Genomic DNA, 14419 nt, shown 5'->3' with positions numbered 1-14419 from the left:
GGCACCAATAATTTTAGTTACCTTATTTTTAACACATAATTTTATAAATACTTGATCAACTAAAAGCTAAAACATATGATTTTCCATATATTGATTGAGACTCATATCAATCGGCTTGAATACTTGGAAACATGATGGAACCTGTACAATTTTATAAATGTCTTGCAGATGAAACTCGCTTGAAAAGCTTGCTGCTCATAGAGAAAGAGCAAGAGCTGTGTGTATGTGAATTAATGGCAGCACTTGAAGAAAGCCAGCCCAAAATATCGCGTCACTTAGCTCAGCTAAGAAAGTGCGGATTACTTACTGACAAGCGTCAAGGTCAATGGGTCTTTTATAGCATAAATAGCGAACTTCCTGAGTGGGCTAAAACTGTGCTGAGCAGCACCATAGAAAATAACCCTGAGTTTTTAGAAAATGATTTGGCGCGCTTAAATAAAATGGGTGACAGACCAGCCCGTATTTCAGCTTGTTGCCCATAACTCTAGATAGGAAAGATTATGTCTTTACATCCATTTGATAAATTAACCGTAAAAAACGACATTAGATTTTTGTTCACGCCTTGCCCAGGAATAAAAGACGCGAACTTAGTCGACTCTGTATCGCAATTGAAAGCGGCTGGTGCCAATGCCATTGTGACGCTGATGTCTGATGAAGAGCTTGCTGAAAATAGTGCCTCAACGCTCGGTGAAGTCTGTGCTAACCAAGACATCACTTGGTTTCAATTACCTATTTCTGATAATAAAGGGCCTGATGAACAATTTTTTGATGCTTGGCAAAAGCAAAAATCAGCGCTGCTGACTTTACTGAATACACCGGCAACTGTCGCAGTACATTGTAAAGGCGGCTCTGGTCGCACAGGCTTAATGATTGCCATATTGCTCGTTGAGCTGGGCTACAGCAAAGCTGAAGCAAAAGAAAAAGTACAAGCAATGCGCCCTAAGGCGCTGAGTAAGCCTGATCAAGTATCATTCTATGAACTTTACCAAGCTTAAATTAATGGGTACTTTGAGCAACTAATTTTGTTAGTTGCTCTGTTATCGCTTCAATACACACTCTGACATTCAATGGTTGATTTTTGCCATAAGGATGCATTGCGAAAACAGGATTACTAGGCAGTATTAATTCAGAATTTACAGCCACCAGCTCATCGGCAAATTGAGAAAAATAAAAATCAGGCACAACTCCAATGCCCGCACCCGCTTTAAGCAATGATATACATGAGTAAAACGAGTTCGTTATACATTGTGCCTCTGTAGAAAATTGCTGCACTTCTTTATTCTCTTTCACAAAGGTGTGCGATACCTTTTTACCTTGCCACACATTGGCAATATAGGATAACGACCCTAGTTGCTGACCAGCAAACTCTGGCATACCACAAAGTATATCTTTGAATGAACCAATACGCTTTTGGGTTAAACTGCTATCTGAAGAACGGCCGACTCTAATGGCCAAATCAATATCATGTTCCATGAAATCTAACTGCTCATCGGCGCTTATCAATTCAGGTTTTAGGTCTGGGTAGCGCTTGATCAGCTCAGCAATCACTGGCGTCACTAAAGTTTCCATCAAAGCGTTTGGCGCTGTGATCCTTACTCGCCCTTTAGGTTCATTTAGAAAAGTTTGAGCCTGTTCCCACGCATTACTGGCAATCAGGTTTATCTCTTTGCATTGCAAATAAAACCGATTTCCCGCATCTGTGAGAGACAACTTTCGCGTTGTACGCTTTAACAAAATAACCCCAAGCGCATGCTCAAGGTCTTTTAAGTTTTGGCTGATCACTGACTTTGAGAGCGATAGCTGCTCACCCGCTGCAGAGATAGATCCTGCTTCAACTATCGCGGCAAAAATCATCATTTGTTTTAAACGTTTCATTTTATTGTTCTGTAAAGCAAAACAGTTACTTCTATTATATCTGTTTTTCAAAACTTTTCAGTTCGTTAATCTAGCCTCACAAATATTGATGTAAAAGAGAGACTAGAAATGACCGAACAACAAGTACTAGAAGCATGCAAAGAAGGTATCGCAACATGGCAAAAAGCCTTCAACAACCAAGACGCCAAAGGCTGTGCTGAGCAATATAATGATAATGCTGTTATGCAAGCGCGCCCATTTGGCTCCTTTGAAGGCAGACATACGATAGAGTCATTCTGGCAAGGCATTATTGACCAGGGCTTCAAAGAGGTTGAATACACTGATGTAGAATGGAGAAAATTTGATGATACAAGCTTCATTTTGACTTCAAAATGGACCATGAATAAAGCATTTGGTGTCGTTCATCGAGAACTTTGGCGTATTGAAGAAGATGGTAAAGCGCGCCTTATTGAAGACGAATTCGAAGTTCTGGGCGAACGTTTAGTCTAAAAATACAAAATATACTCAGCTAGATGAGACTTGGCATCTAGCTGACACTGCAAATGCAAGAACATTCAAAGTTGTTCAGTTATTCGAGCTTTATTAATCTTAATAAACAACTCAGCGGTAGCCATTGCATCATTTAATGCGCGGTGGTGACCTACAAGGCTGATATTTAAATCTCTACAAATATTGCCTAAGGAATATGATTTGTGCCCCGGAATGAATTTACGGCCTAATGACACAGTACATAGCTTGGCGCGCTTATAATACATGCCGCATCGTGCAAACTCAGCGCGAATAAACCCCATATCAAAATTCACGTTATGGGCAACAAAAATACATCCCTTTGTAAATGATTCTATATGTTCAGCAATATCAACAAACTCAGGCGCATCGCGAACCATTTGATTATCAATACCTGTTAATTCAGTAATGTATTTAGGTATGTGTTTATTCGGATTAACTAATGAGCTCCAATGCTCTACAGTCTCTTCACCAATGACTTTAACCATAGCGACTTCGGTAATGCGCTCATATTCTTTTTTACCCCCTGTGGTTTCTACGTCGATGATTACATAAGGCTGGGCGGGATCAATTTGCCATTCGACTTTTTTAATCGAGACATCAAAGCCTGCTTTTAATAACTGGTTCATGGTCACCAGTTGATTGCGCCTTAAACTGTCACCCAGCGCTTTGACTTCGACACAAAAAAACTCGGCGCCTTTAACACAAATAAGATCTGGGTAGCCGTCTTTTAATCCTTTGTAATCTTTTGCCATGGCTCGAAGGTGCGCACAAAGCGCCTCAATGGGTGCATGCTTTATTAATAATGAAAGCTCATCAAACAGACTCTCATACCAAGCAATAAAGCCGTTAGGCTTGCCATAATGGGCTGTAGTTTGTTTTAGCAACCAAGTGTATAAGTCATGATTACTCGTAAAACTAGCTAAACGCTTTTCAATATTTGCTTCAAATATGTCGTAAAAAATATTTTCTTTTATGGGTTTAGGTAGTCGAGAAAATTCATTACCTAAACCACTGAGTTCGTGTTCATAAAGTTCGGGCCAAAATGTTAAACAAAATAGTGCACGCCAAATAGCATTCTCGCAATGAATCGCGGTGATCCCTTGGCGGGCAAAATTATCTATCAGCCCCTGCTCTGGCGAGCCAACAAATGCTTCATCTAATGGGATAGCCTCCCCTGCACTTGTGAGCATATTTGTTAAAATTGAAGTGCGCTCAGCACCAAACTTTCTTCTTGAGAAATCTTCGGCGAAGATTAATAAGCCTTCGTCTGCTGAGTGTTCAATAATATCGTCAAGCTTTTGCCTACAAGCTTCTACGTCACCCTGAGCATATAATGTTCTAACTAACTTTTCTTGGGCGCTAACATGACCGCTTAGCGTCATTAATTGTGTTGCAAGTTCAGGATATTCAGGCAAACAAAACACGGCGAGTTTATAGGTAAGCGTGTTATATTTAGATTCAGCTTGGAAACCTGTTGGTTGGAGAAAATCAGAACTTGTAAAGGTTTGTGCCAATGTCAGTTTTTCATCATCACCCAATGTTTTTAAAGATTGTAGTAATTTAGAGAAATAAAAAGCCGTTTGTGCTTCTTCTTGCTCGTCAAAATGGGCGTTTATTTGTGTACTCGCTCTTTCATGTACATTTAAAACACCCAGATCGCGCATGGAAAACTGCGAAAGCGTGCCACCCAATTTGCCAAAATAAACAAATAAGCAAAGCTCAAAAATCGGCTTAAAATCAGAATATACATAACGATTAAACACCGAGCACTGTTGCACATTAATATGCTGCACTTGCTGCAAGACCGCCTCTAACCAAGCTTGTTTTTTAGCTGATTTAACGGGCGTATTTTCGAGGTTTGAATTAATACATACTTGCTGAAGATCTTGCTTTTTTAACTCTCTTATTAATTCATTAGGGGCTTTATCAATAGCAAAATTAACTAATTCTGCCTCTAACAACTCACCGAGAGCTCGATCAATATCTGTTATTTCGTCATAGTTTAAGTGCCCTTTAAAAACAAACTCACTTTTTCTATTTACGATACGCAATAACAAACACAGCGCTGATTCATTTAATACAGACAACTTTTCTAATTGCTGCCGTTGTTTATCAGTGAATAGATGCATACTTGTCGAGCGCAAGAAGTTCATTAATTCATTGAAATGTGACAAGTAATACTTTTCAGGTAGGGCTTTCATAACAAACAACAACTGTATATCAACACAGTTATCATATTTCAGATGTTTTGAGCTGTCCAGTTACTGTCTAGTTACCGTTCACTCAAGAAAAATTTTTAAGAAATAACTGGACTTACTCAACCATTGCCTATAAAGTGCGCATCAGCTAGAAAGAAAGTCTAAATTTAAAATCTACATTTCGTTGTACTACTCGTAATACTCGTCCTGAAGCTTTAAGTTCAAGTTTTATTTTCCAAGCAATACCGCCTTCGGGCACATTTTTACAATATTTTTTTAGGATATGATTATGTCTAAAGTAACTGGTACAGTTAAGTGGTTCAACGAATCTAAAGGTTTTGGTTTCATCGCTCAAGAGTCTGGCGCAGACGTATTTGCTCACTTCAGCGCAATTTCTGGCGACGGTTTCAAAACTCTAGTTGAAGGCCAAAAAGTTGAGTTCACTGTAACTCAAGGTCAAAAAGGTCCTCAAGCTGAGAACATCGTAGTACTTTAATTTTTAATTAAAATACTCTAAAAAAAGCAGACATTGTCTGCTTTTTTTGTGCCTTAATTTCTTTGCCTTTTACTTATTGCATCTTCAATCTTGGATATATTTTTATTTGCATCACGGATAAGTGTTTTAAACTCATTTTTTTTCAATGGTTTACTGTAATAATAACCTTGAGCATAATCACAGCCAAATGACGCCAATATATCTGACTGCTCTTTAGTTTCTACACCTTCTGCGACTACTTTTAAATCAAGGGCATGGGCCATCATGATAGAAGATCGGATTAAAGCTTCGGCGTTATCACTCTCTGCCAAGTCATCAATAAAAGACTTATCTAATTTAACGTGCTTAAACGGAAACTTTCTCAAATAGCTTAGTGAAGAGTAACCTGTCCCAAAGTCGTCCATGGAAAGAATAATATTTGCATTAGCAATTTTTTCTAATATTTCAATCGTACTTGAAGAGCTATCAAGTAAAACACCTTCTGTAATCTCAAGCGCTACATTACTTGCTGATAGCCCTCTATCATCAATATGCTCAATAAGCTTTTCAAGTAAAGAATGATCCATCAATTGCTTAGGGGATACATTGATAGATATTTTAAAATTTTTATTACGGGTTAAACTAATAGCCATCAAAGCAAAATTTAATGACTCACGAATAATAAACTCACCCAACTCTAAGATTTTTCCATTATTTTCAGCTACAGGTATAAACTCTTGAGGTGGTATCAATTCATTTGCTCTTTTTTCCCAACGAATGAGTGCCTCTGCGCCGATGAGTTCATTATTACTGAAGTCAATTTGCGGTTGAAAAACCATATAAAACTCTTGCTCTATATTTGCAGTAAGAAAGGCTTCTTCTATTTTGAAGTATTTTGATAATCCAACCGTTAGAGAATCAAAATAATAGGTAAACTGGTTTTTGCCTAACGACTTAGCATGATACATGGCCGCATCCGCTTTTCTGAGGATCTCAGAATATGTCTTTCCATCACATGGATACAGGGCCACACCAATAGAGCAGGAGATTTTTAAAGTACTCGCATCTATGAAGAATGTTCGCTTAAAATCGCTAACTATTTCAAATGCTAAATTTTTAACACTATCTTCATCATTATCAACCTCTAAAATGAGAATAAACTCATCTCCTCCTAATCGACCAACAAGGCCATGCTTTTCTGCGGTACCACTCAGCCTCTCTGCAACTTGACAAAGCAATTTATCTCCAGTGTCATGCCCTAAAGTATCATTAACCTTTTTAAAGTCATCAAGATCAATGAAAAACAAAGCGATATCTAGCTTACTGTTCTGATCGTTACCTTTTGAAACTAACTGTTCAAACCGTTTCTCGCACATATTTCGATTAGCAAGCCCAGTTAACACATCAAAATTGGTTTGGTACTCAATCTCATCTCTTATTTTTACTTCTCTTGTAATATCACGTATCGCAGAGATATAAACCTTTTTATTATTAATTTCAGTTTCATTTAAGCTGATTGCGACATCTAATTCCTTTCCTGTTCTTAACAAAACTTTTAACCCATCTAGATTACTCATAGGCCTTATAAATGAAGACTTTAAATGTACTTTCCTATGCTCTTTATGAACCCTTCTGAGATTTTGAGGAATGAGCGCTTCAACTTCTAACTGCTTTAGTTCATCTGATGTATATCCAAATAACAGAGTAGCTTGCTCATTACAGTCAATTATTTTTCCGTTTTCAGAGATGATCAATATTGCATCGGGTGTAGCATTGAGTATGTTCTTACGCCATTTGTAATGAAGCTCAAGGCTCTTAAGCGCTCTTTTAACATGAGAAATATTTAAAGAGTAAATATATGCAACGAGTAAACATACATAAATAATAATAAAAACTAAGATGACAATTGACTCGAAGTAGTCCTGGTGAGCAGCATTTTTGAACTCTATGGCTTTATTCTGAGCAAACGCTTGTAGCTGCTCTAAATCATCAAGCATCATTAAAATGAGAGGGTCTATTTGTGCAATAAGTAAGTCGTAAGGCTCTTTTTTATGCTCTATTGCGATGGCATTATAGAAATTGTTATATTTTTCATTGAGCTTTCCTAAATTGAGTTGTATGGATTTAACACTATTAGGGTTACCCAGATAATACTTTTCTACTTGAGAAAAGTCCTCCTCTATTCGTGCATTGAAAGTTTGCACTCTGACCTTTAACTGATTTACAGAAAAGTTTTCATTATAAAAATCTGACTCAACTATCGAATGAAAAAGCACTTGGCTTTGTAGTAGATTGGTTTTAATCTTTTGAACACTATTTGACACTATAAAAGGGTGTTGATAAAGGTTGTCAGTAGCCTCATTGATTTTACTGACCGTATTCGCAAAAGCTGCTGCCAAAGCTAAAAAGCCAATAAACATAAAAATGCCAGCTAAAACTTTTTTTCTGCTATCTGACATATCTTTCGCTCATTACCAAGACCTCAGATAAGTATAGCCAGTATTACTTAGTTCCCTGTAATAATTTATTTATGGTACTACAATAGTATAAAGGTATTAATATAGAGCACCTATGAAAGCACTACTTGTACTTCTTATTTTCGCCTTCAAGTTCGTGCAAGCTGCACCCTCTGAGCCTTATTCTGTTATTTTGTATCACCAAGCAAACCCACCATATAGTTTTGTAAAAGCACAGAGTCAGCAAGGTATTTTCATCGATATCTTTCGTGAAATAAGTACTCTAACTAATCTAGAATTTGAGTTCGTACCACTCTCTGTAGCAAGAGGAAAACTATATTTTGAACAAGGAAAAGTCGACATTGAGCCCGGCATTAGCCCAGTATGGAGAAAGAACGAACATATTCAAGGGTTATACTCTATAAGTTATGCTACCTCCAAAGAAATCATTGTCTCTAATCAAGCTCGAAAAATTGAACATATCTCTGAATTATATGGACAAGTCATAGGTAAAGTCAGAGGGTATAGCTATGGCGTGTTTGATGAGTACTTTGGGCAAAATAAATTAATTGCTGTAGATAATACATCTGAAAAAATGCTAATTGAGCAACTTTTTAAAAATCGGTTCAAATATATTTTAATCGGCGAGGCTACTGCCGCATATTATATTGCTAATACTGAAAGATATCGGGATTTTAAAAAAGTTTTTGAAATTTCAGAAGACCCTGTAGCCATGAGGGTGCACCCACAACACACGCATTTAATCCCGATACTGAACCAAGCTTTGAGCCAGTTAAAGAGCTCCGGAAGAATTAAATCGATTTATGCTAGGTATGGTTATTTAATAGAATAATACTTAACTGCACTTTTGATATAGCTGCAGAGAGAGCCAAGCTTCAGCCTCCTCATGGGTTTCGAAAAAAGCAATCTTTTGCTCGAGCAAAGCAGGTGAACGCTGCAGTATGATATGTTTCGTCATTCTGTCATTGACGATAAATGCTTTAGCAATAATAGGCTGAGTATTGAGCCAAACATTGTAAGCTTGCAAAGTTTGATACGCCTCAGGCGTGCCACCTTCAAGCTCTAGATCATCAATCAGCATTGCAAAAGGCTCACCATTTAATGCATTAACTATGTGTTTTACCGATTCGGTATAATTAAAACAGCCCCTTTCATTGAAGCTGCCAATTAGCTTTGCACTGATAATATTATTTTCTAAAAGCGTTGTTGAAAAACGCCCATGTCCAAGTTTAGAAGTTATTGTCATAGTACGAAATAGAACCCAAAAACTGCCGGCATTATAACCAATCTAATCGTGCTATTGTTGAATTTTATCAATTTATGAGCAAAAACAGTGAACAAATTTCGCGGCTCAAAGTCTGAGCATTAAATAATGAATAAGTATGTTTAGTAAAACCTTAACTAATACAGTCATGGCAAAACAAGCTTGTTAGTAATCGAAAACAAAATTAACAACGTAGATTTATGTAAGCTCAGAAAGGAATACTTATGAAAAAACATTGTTTGATCTTATTATTCATACTGTTAACAGGTTGCTCAACTAAGTTCGCTTATAAGAATGCAGATTGGTTGGCTTATTGGTATGTTGATGATTATGTATCATTAAATGATGCTCAAGAAGACCTACTTGATGAACACCTCAAAACTTGGCTTGATTGGCATAAAAACAGCGAGTTGCCTGCTTATATCGCCCACTTAAAACAAATCAAAATAGATATCGAACAAGGAAACATCACCCCAGCGCGTATTGCTTACCATAACGATAAAGTCATTGCTCATTGGCATTCTGTACGTGCAGAAATTGTACCCGACCTAGTCTCTTTAGCGCCCAACTTGTCTGAAAAGCAGGTAAACACACTATTCGTAGAACTCGCAGAGAAAGAAAAAGAAAAGCAAAAGAAACGTGCAAAACTTAGTGATGAAAAGCGTCAAAAACGCTGGTTCACTCGCACTGAAAAGTCACTAGAAAATTGGTTAGGCGATATCACCTCTTCACAGAACAAAATGGTCAAATCACTATATCTTGCTCAATCGCCATCATCTCATTTATGGTCAAATTACCGAGCACGTTATCAGACTTCACTCAAAAGCGTACTATTAAATATTGTGTCTGGTGGTAATGATCGGGGCAAACTTAAATCCCTGTTGCTAAACCCCGAAACATTTCGAAGCGATGAACTAAATAAGCTGAACGAGCAAAACCGTCAAAGCTATCACGATTTTCTATATGGGGTTTTCCTCAGTTTAACTGAAAAACAAAAACAACACCTTTTAAGCGAAATTGATGATTTAATTGATGATATTTCAGAGTTATCACAATAACTTTCCTTTTAGTCAGTCTTAAATTGTTTGTTGATTTTTATAACTAAACCTAGGGCGTGTTGACCTTTGTTATGTGCTTTTGCAGCAGTGAGTTGGATATTTAGGCAAGGCAGGGTTGCCCCGCAGAGGCTGCGTAGCAAGAGTTGCCCCGCATAGTTATTATATGTTAGTTAGCCGATAACGTCGAATAAATTTTCAACTCGCGCTGCTCGAAGAGTTCAACCAAAGGCTTCCACTACTTTGTCATTCGCCACTTACATAACCCATTATGCGGGGCAACCTTTGCTGCGTCGCTCATTTCGCGTATTAAAAGCCTTTGATTCGAACAAAATTCATACCTCAAAGATAAACACGCCCTAATTTAAAATTATTTTTATGTTTTTTTGAAATAAAAAACAGACTTTCTCTCTCTACTAGAGCAATTAATCAGTCTTTTAGAGAGATCAAAATGAAGTATATTTTCACCAGTATAATTAGCTTCTTTATGGCTTTTTCTGCCTCTGCGTTCGAAAAAAAACCATTTAGTGAAGCATTGTTTTCAGAACTACAAGCACAAAATGCGGTCATCATGATTGATGTATATGCCCCTTGGTGTCCGACTTGTAAGAAGCAACAAAAGCTTTTCCAACAATACCATGAGCAAAACCCAGATAAACCGTTTCATGTGCTTGTTGTTGATTATGACAACGATAAGCAGTGGGTGAAAAAATTTAGAGCCCCTAGACAGTCAACACTATTGTTATACAAAGGAGACAAGCAATTTTGGTATTCGGTTGCTGAAACACGCTTTGATGTGATCGAAGAAAAGCTAAATCACGCCTATGAGTTTTAAAGATGAGTATTGAATTTGTCTCTTTGCCATTAGCATTAATGGCTGGTGTGTTAAGCATACTCTCACCATGCGTATGGCCCCTTGTTCCCATTGTGATGGCTTCATCTTCAAATAGCGGTAAAAAAGGTCAATTTGCATTAGCACTGGGTTTGAGTGTCGCGTTCGCGCTTGCTGGCGGTGTATTAACATTTATTTTATTTAGTCTTGGTCTGTCACCAGAGGTCTTACGTTGGCTTGGCGCTGTCATGCTAGTGCTAATGGGTCTCAGTTTGCTGATCCCTAAAGTAGCGAATTGGCTATCATTGGTATTAACAAAACTGACACCTGAACAACAAACACAACAGGGCGAGCAAGACGGTGCTTTCAATCAATTTATGATTGGCATGATGCTTGGCCTAGTGTGGTTGCCATGCGTTGGGCCAACACTTGGCGCGGCCATTGCACTAGCATCGCTAGGTCAAGACTTACTGATGGCAAGCTCTGTGCTATTTTTATTTGGTTTAGGTACGGCGAGCGCATTAATTATTACAAGTATAATCTCGACCAGCGTTTTACAAAAATTTCGACCGAACGTGTTCAGTAATGTTGAGAAACTAAAAAAGCTGTTAGGAATGCTGTTACTCATTTTGGCTATCATGGTCATAACAGGGTTTGATAAAACACTTGAAACAATCGCACTTAATTATTTACCTTCATGGGTGACTGGTGTTTAAATAATCCTTCGCAATCATAGAAAGCCAATCAAATTTGGCTTTCTTTTACTGTAGCCAAAGGTAGCGTATTTATGATCTATTTAGATAACCTGAACTTTGGTTAAGAAGTTTACAAATACATTTTTATTAGGTGAAACATACTGTTGTAGTCTTCAGCCGGAAACTTTTAGGGATAACAAGGCGAATTTGCGCGTCAATAGCAAGCCTATTGCAAGTGAATTCAACGTAGTTAGCGTTAAAAGTGGCCGTTGAAGATAAATTTATTAGCCATAGTTCAGGTTAATTATCAGAAACTCGTTTTCTCATTGTTTATGGCACTATTGATGTGATGCATTATGTCTTTTGTGATTACGCTATTTAATGTAGGTTTTATTGAAAATGTTCTGTTTATTTGGTTAAAAGCCTGGGCGTTTGTAGTGGCTTTCCAACTATTAATCTTGTCGCTCCCATTGTAAATAAGCTCGTAAAAATTGTTGTAACTAATAATCAATGATTCCAAGAAAGCCTATCAAGGTTCAAAACTTTGATAACTTCATACCTTTAGGGAGTTTTAATTTAAGCTAATTTTTCAATGGATGCTTTTACTGGGAGCTGAATTGTAAACACCGTACCTTGACTATCTGACTCCACACTTAATTTGCCATTATGCTCCTGACAAACAATTCGGTAGCAAATTGCCAACCCTAAGCCCGTCCCCTCACCTACGGGCTTGGTTGTATAAAATGGCGTGAAAATATCTTTGAGATGAGGCTGAGGAATACCGCACCCCGTATCATGCACTTTAATCTCGACCCAATTTTCAACAAACTTAGTACTGATAGATATGCTTCCCTGTTCCGATATTGCCTGCTTAGCATTCATGATCAAGTTCATAAAGACTTGATTCAACTTACCTATATTAACTGATACCTCAGGAAGCGGTTGCAGGTCGAGTACTACTTCACAGTTTGTTTTTAGCTCATTTCTAAGAATGTTTAGGGTAGACTCTATTCCCTTATTAATATCTGAGAGAATAAAGATATCCGAGTCATCACGAGAGAATCGCTTTAAATCAAGCATAATTTGCTTTGCTGATTTGAGCCCATTCAAAGTTTCCTGAGTCAAAATAGACAAATCATCTAATACATAATTAAATTTTTCATCATATAAAAGAGCACGGCTTGCAACCGATAAATCAGGGTCTAATTTTACCCTCTGGATCACTTGTGTGAGCTCTGGAATAAAGTCTTCAAGAACCGTATTAAGGTTGCTAATGGAAAAACCCAATGGTGTATTAATTTCATGGGCAATACCAGCGGATAGCACGCCAACAGACGCCATTTTTTCAGCTTGGATCAACGCAGATTGATTTTTGGCTAATTCATTTAAACTTTGTTTTAATTCTTGGTTACTTCTTTCCAGACGCAGTTGGGTTTGCTTCAATTTCAATTGATAGCGTGCTGATGCAATACGTGGCGCTGCAATATTCGCAATCACTTGTAAGAGCGCTTGTTCAAATTCAGAATAATCATTGGGGCGGTTAGATTCTGAGTCGATCACTGCAATCGTTTCACCTTCATAAACCACAGGAACTGCGAGCTCTGATAACCCTTGATACTGATCGTTAATATATCTCGAGTCAATTCTTGTATCGTTAACAATTTCAGCTTCACCTGTTTTCGCTACGGTTCCAACAATTCCTTCTCCCACAGGTATCTCTAGGCGTTCAAAAATTTCTCTATCTTTTGGTTTTTTTATACCAAATGCAGCCATTTGTATAAGGATGTCATCATTACGCAGATAAATAACACAATCTTCAAACTGCATAATTTCACCAACACCTTGCGCGATAGACCATAATAAGTCATCTAACTCAGCTTGATTCAACATCGCTAACGCGAAAGCATTTATTTTATCTACGCCATACATCATAAGCAGTACCTAGGTGATAGCCTTTAATCACAGCATAGCCTAGATACTGCCTTTTAGTATGAATTTATGACGACAGAGTGAGTAAACGATTAAAAATAATTAGCGAAGCCTAAACTGCTTCACAATATTATCTAACTCGCTTGCTAATTGAGATAAGTTGTCTGCGATATGTGACGCTTTATCTGCGCCAACCATTGTTTCATGCGCTTTTTCATTCACACTCTGAACACTATCGCTGATTTATTGACTGACCACGTTTTGTTCTTCTGACGCACTGGCGATTTGCACACTCATGTCTTTTATTGTGCCTACAGAATGGGAAATGATTTCTAACACTTGCTCTGTCTGTGCCGTTTTTTCTGCAGTTTGCTCAACACCTTGCATATTTGCACGCATGGAATCAAATGAGCGCTTCGCTTCACTTTGTAACTTAGAAATCATCATTTGAATTTCTTCTGTATTTTGCTGTGTTCTACTTGCTAAAGATCGCACTTCATCAGCAAAACCACGACCTTGCTCACCAGCTCTTGCAGCCTCAATTGCGGCATTTAGCGCAAGCAAATTAGTTTGATCTGCTATGCCCCTGATCACATCTAATATTGACCCAACAGATTCAGTTTCTGCTTCTAAGTTTTCTATTGTTTGGCTTACATTGAGCATGGTTTCAACGAGCTCAGTCATAGCTTGTTGCGTATCTTGAACAACGTTTTTACCTGAAATTGCATCATTATCAGCGCTCATAGCTGAATCAGCGGCCATTTGAGCACTTTGTGTGATCTCATTAACCGTTGCAGCCATTTGATTCATTGCTGTCGCAGTTTGGGTTAATTGATCTGTTTGTTGCTCTGCACCTATTTTTGATTGTGTGGTGATTTGATTCAGTTCTTCTGAAGTGCTTGTGACCTGGGCTGTCGACTGCATAAGTTGCGCAATCATAGTATTCAATTTATCAACCATCTCGTGCATCGCTGGGTATATACCAGTCTCATTACCTGTATTTTTAAGTTGGTAAGTTAAGTCACCTTAAGAAACAGCTTGTACAATCTTAGCCATCTCTGCCGGCACTCCGCCAATCGGCTTTCTAATTAACCTCAGATCTGTATAAG

Annotated in this window: 15 protein-coding genes; 9 read left to right on the top strand and 6 right to left on the bottom strand. The window is 37.8% G+C overall.

Translation table 11 applies throughout. The features are described from left to right. The first annotated feature begins 131 nt into the window (after positions 1-131). Together CWB72_RS03085 and CWB72_RS03080 are read left to right on the top strand one after the other, a co-directional pair. Positions 132-482 carry a metalloregulator ArsR/SmtB family transcription factor gene (locus CWB72_RS03085; RefSeq protein WP_212747868.1) on the top strand — a complete coding sequence of 117 codons (351 nt, stop codon included), beginning with the start codon at positions 132-134 and terminating at the stop codon, positions 480-482. A gap of 18 nt (positions 483-500) precedes the next feature. Continuing rightward, entirely contained in the window at positions 501-995 is a 495-nt protein-coding gene (locus CWB72_RS03080) for a phosphatase domain-containing protein (RefSeq protein WP_138629168.1), read from the top strand. Between the two features lies 1 nt (position 996). Here the strand turns inward: CWB72_RS03080 and CWB72_RS03075 are convergent, their stop codons facing one another. Next, a complete protein-coding gene (locus CWB72_RS03075; RefSeq protein WP_138629166.1) occupies positions 997-1875 on the bottom strand; it encodes a LysR family transcriptional regulator in 879 nt (292 codons plus the stop codon). Between the two features lie 108 nt (positions 1876-1983). On the opposite strand from CWB72_RS03075, the gene CWB72_RS03070 reads away from it, so the two are divergent. After that, entirely contained in the window at positions 1984-2364 is a 381-nt protein-coding gene (locus CWB72_RS03070) for a YybH family protein (protein ID WP_138629165.1), read from the top strand. 65 nt (positions 2365-2429) lie between these two features. On the opposite strand, the gene CWB72_RS03065 is transcribed toward CWB72_RS03070, so the two are convergent. Then, the gene (locus CWB72_RS03065; RefSeq protein WP_138629163.1) at positions 2430-4586 is read right to left on the bottom strand and encodes an exonuclease domain-containing protein; all 2157 of its coding nucleotides are present in this window, start codon (positions 4584-4586) and stop codon (positions 2430-2432) included. 286 nt (positions 4587-4872) lie between these two features. On the opposite strand from CWB72_RS03065, the gene cspE reads away from it, so the two are divergent. Continuing rightward, positions 4873-5079, top strand: a complete 207-nt coding sequence (gene cspE, locus CWB72_RS03060; protein ID WP_058029451.1) for a transcription antiterminator/RNA stability regulator CspE — start codon at positions 4873-4875, stop codon at positions 5077-5079. 53 nt (positions 5080-5132) lie between these two features. On the opposite strand, the gene CWB72_RS03055 is transcribed toward cspE, so the two are convergent. Then, positions 5133-7517 (bottom strand): putative bifunctional diguanylate cyclase/phosphodiesterase, encoded by a 2385-nt coding sequence (locus tag CWB72_RS03055; RefSeq protein ID WP_138629161.1) that lies wholly within the window; start codon positions 7515-7517, stop codon positions 5133-5135. A 112-nt stretch (positions 7518-7629) separates the two neighbouring features. Here CWB72_RS03055 and CWB72_RS03050 point away from each other — a divergent pair, with 112 nt between their 5' ends. Next, complete coding sequence (locus CWB72_RS03050) at positions 7630-8367, top strand: substrate-binding periplasmic protein (protein WP_138568199.1); 738 nt, start codon at positions 7630-7632, stop codon at positions 8365-8367. Between the two features lie 3 nt (positions 8368-8370). Here CWB72_RS03050 and CWB72_RS03045 read toward each other — a convergent pair whose 3' ends face one another. Then, the gene (locus CWB72_RS03045) at positions 8371-8781 is read right to left on the bottom strand and encodes a hypothetical protein (protein ID WP_138568198.1); all 411 of its coding nucleotides are present in this window, start codon (positions 8779-8781) and stop codon (positions 8371-8373) included. A gap of 242 nt (positions 8782-9023) precedes the next feature. Here CWB72_RS03045 and CWB72_RS03040 point away from each other — a divergent pair, with 242 nt between their 5' ends. The 4 genes from CWB72_RS03040 to CWB72_RS20835 all read left to right on the top strand — a co-directional run bounded on the left by CWB72_RS03040 (position 9024) and on the right by CWB72_RS20835 (position 11857). Beyond that, complete coding sequence (locus tag CWB72_RS03040) at positions 9024-9857, top strand: DUF6279 family lipoprotein (RefSeq protein WP_138629159.1); 834 nt, start codon at positions 9024-9026, stop codon at positions 9855-9857. Positions 9858-10305: 448 nt separating this feature from the next. Continuing rightward, entirely contained in the window at positions 10306-10689 is a 384-nt protein-coding gene (locus tag CWB72_RS03035; protein WP_138629157.1) for a thioredoxin family protein, read from the top strand. Between the two features lie 2 nt (positions 10690-10691). Then, a complete protein-coding gene (locus CWB72_RS03030; protein ID WP_138629155.1) occupies positions 10692-11402 on the top strand; it encodes a cytochrome c biogenesis CcdA family protein in 711 nt (236 codons plus the stop codon). A 335-nt stretch (positions 11403-11737) separates the two neighbouring features. Beyond that, positions 11738-11857: a DUF2798 domain-containing protein gene (locus tag CWB72_RS20835; RefSeq protein ID WP_252371483.1), complete on the top strand. Its 120-nt coding sequence runs from the start codon at positions 11738-11740 to the stop codon at positions 11855-11857. Between the two features lie 100 nt (positions 11858-11957). Here CWB72_RS20835 and CWB72_RS03020 read toward each other — a convergent pair whose 3' ends face one another. Next, positions 11958-13313 carry a sensor histidine kinase gene (locus tag CWB72_RS03020; protein ID WP_138629153.1) on the bottom strand — a complete coding sequence of 452 codons (1356 nt, stop codon included), beginning with the start codon at positions 13311-13313 and terminating at the stop codon, positions 11958-11960. Positions 13314-13553: 240 nt separating this feature from the next. Next, positions 13554-14234 carry a methyl-accepting chemotaxis protein gene (locus CWB72_RS03015; protein ID WP_252371482.1) on the bottom strand — a complete coding sequence of 227 codons (681 nt, stop codon included), beginning with the start codon at positions 14232-14234 and terminating at the stop codon, positions 13554-13556. Positions 14235-14419 lie beyond the last annotated feature (185 nt).

The sequence above is a fragment of the Pseudoalteromonas phenolica genome (genome assembly GCF_005886345.1).
Lineage (GTDB): Bacteria > Pseudomonadota > Gammaproteobacteria > Enterobacterales > Alteromonadaceae > Pseudoalteromonas > Pseudoalteromonas phenolica_A.
Note: the sequence above shows the minus strand (reverse complement) of the source record. Positions and strands in the feature narration are given on the sequence as shown.

Excerpts from the sequence above, each read along its gene's own strand:
- CWB72_RS03085 (WP_212747868.1), top strand. The coding sequence starts at position 132 with ATGATGGAACCTGTACAATTTTATAAATGTCTTGCAGATGAAACTCGC.
- CWB72_RS03080 (WP_138629168.1), top strand. The coding sequence starts at position 501 with ATGTCTTTACATCCATTTGATAAATTAACCGTAAAAAACGACATTAGA.
- CWB72_RS03075 (WP_138629166.1), bottom strand. The coding sequence starts at position 1,875 with ATGAAACGTTTAAAACAAATGATGATTTTTGCCGCGATAGTTGAAGCA.
- CWB72_RS03070 (WP_138629165.1), top strand. The coding sequence starts at position 1,984 with ATGACCGAACAACAAGTACTAGAAGCATGCAAAGAAGGTATCGCAACA.
- CWB72_RS03065 (WP_138629163.1), bottom strand. The coding sequence starts at position 4,586 with ATGAAAGCCCTACCTGAAAAGTATTACTTGTCACATTTCAATGAATTA.
- cspE (WP_058029451.1), top strand. The coding sequence starts at position 4,873 with ATGTCTAAAGTAACTGGTACAGTTAAGTGGTTCAACGAATCTAAAGGT.
- CWB72_RS03055 (WP_138629161.1), bottom strand. The coding sequence starts at position 7,517 with ATGTCAGATAGCAGAAAAAAAGTTTTAGCTGGCATTTTTATGTTTATT.
- CWB72_RS03050 (WP_138568199.1), top strand. The coding sequence starts at position 7,630 with ATGAAAGCACTACTTGTACTTCTTATTTTCGCCTTCAAGTTCGTGCAA.
- CWB72_RS03045 (WP_138568198.1), bottom strand. The coding sequence starts at position 8,781 with ATGACAATAACTTCTAAACTTGGACATGGGCGTTTTTCAACAACGCTT.
- CWB72_RS03040 (WP_138629159.1), top strand. The coding sequence starts at position 9,024 with ATGAAAAAACATTGTTTGATCTTATTATTCATACTGTTAACAGGTTGC.
- CWB72_RS03035 (WP_138629157.1), top strand. The coding sequence starts at position 10,306 with ATGAAGTATATTTTCACCAGTATAATTAGCTTCTTTATGGCTTTTTCT.
- CWB72_RS03030 (WP_138629155.1), top strand. The coding sequence starts at position 10,692 with ATGAGTATTGAATTTGTCTCTTTGCCATTAGCATTAATGGCTGGTGTG.
- CWB72_RS20835 (WP_252371483.1), top strand. The coding sequence starts at position 11,738 with ATGTCTTTTGTGATTACGCTATTTAATGTAGGTTTTATTGAAAATGTT.
- CWB72_RS03020 (WP_138629153.1), bottom strand. The coding sequence starts at position 13,313 with ATGATGTATGGCGTAGATAAAATAAATGCTTTCGCGTTAGCGATGTTG.
- CWB72_RS03015 (WP_252371482.1), bottom strand. The coding sequence starts at position 14,234 with ATGCAGTCGACAGCCCAGGTCACAAGCACTTCAGAAGAACTGAATCAA.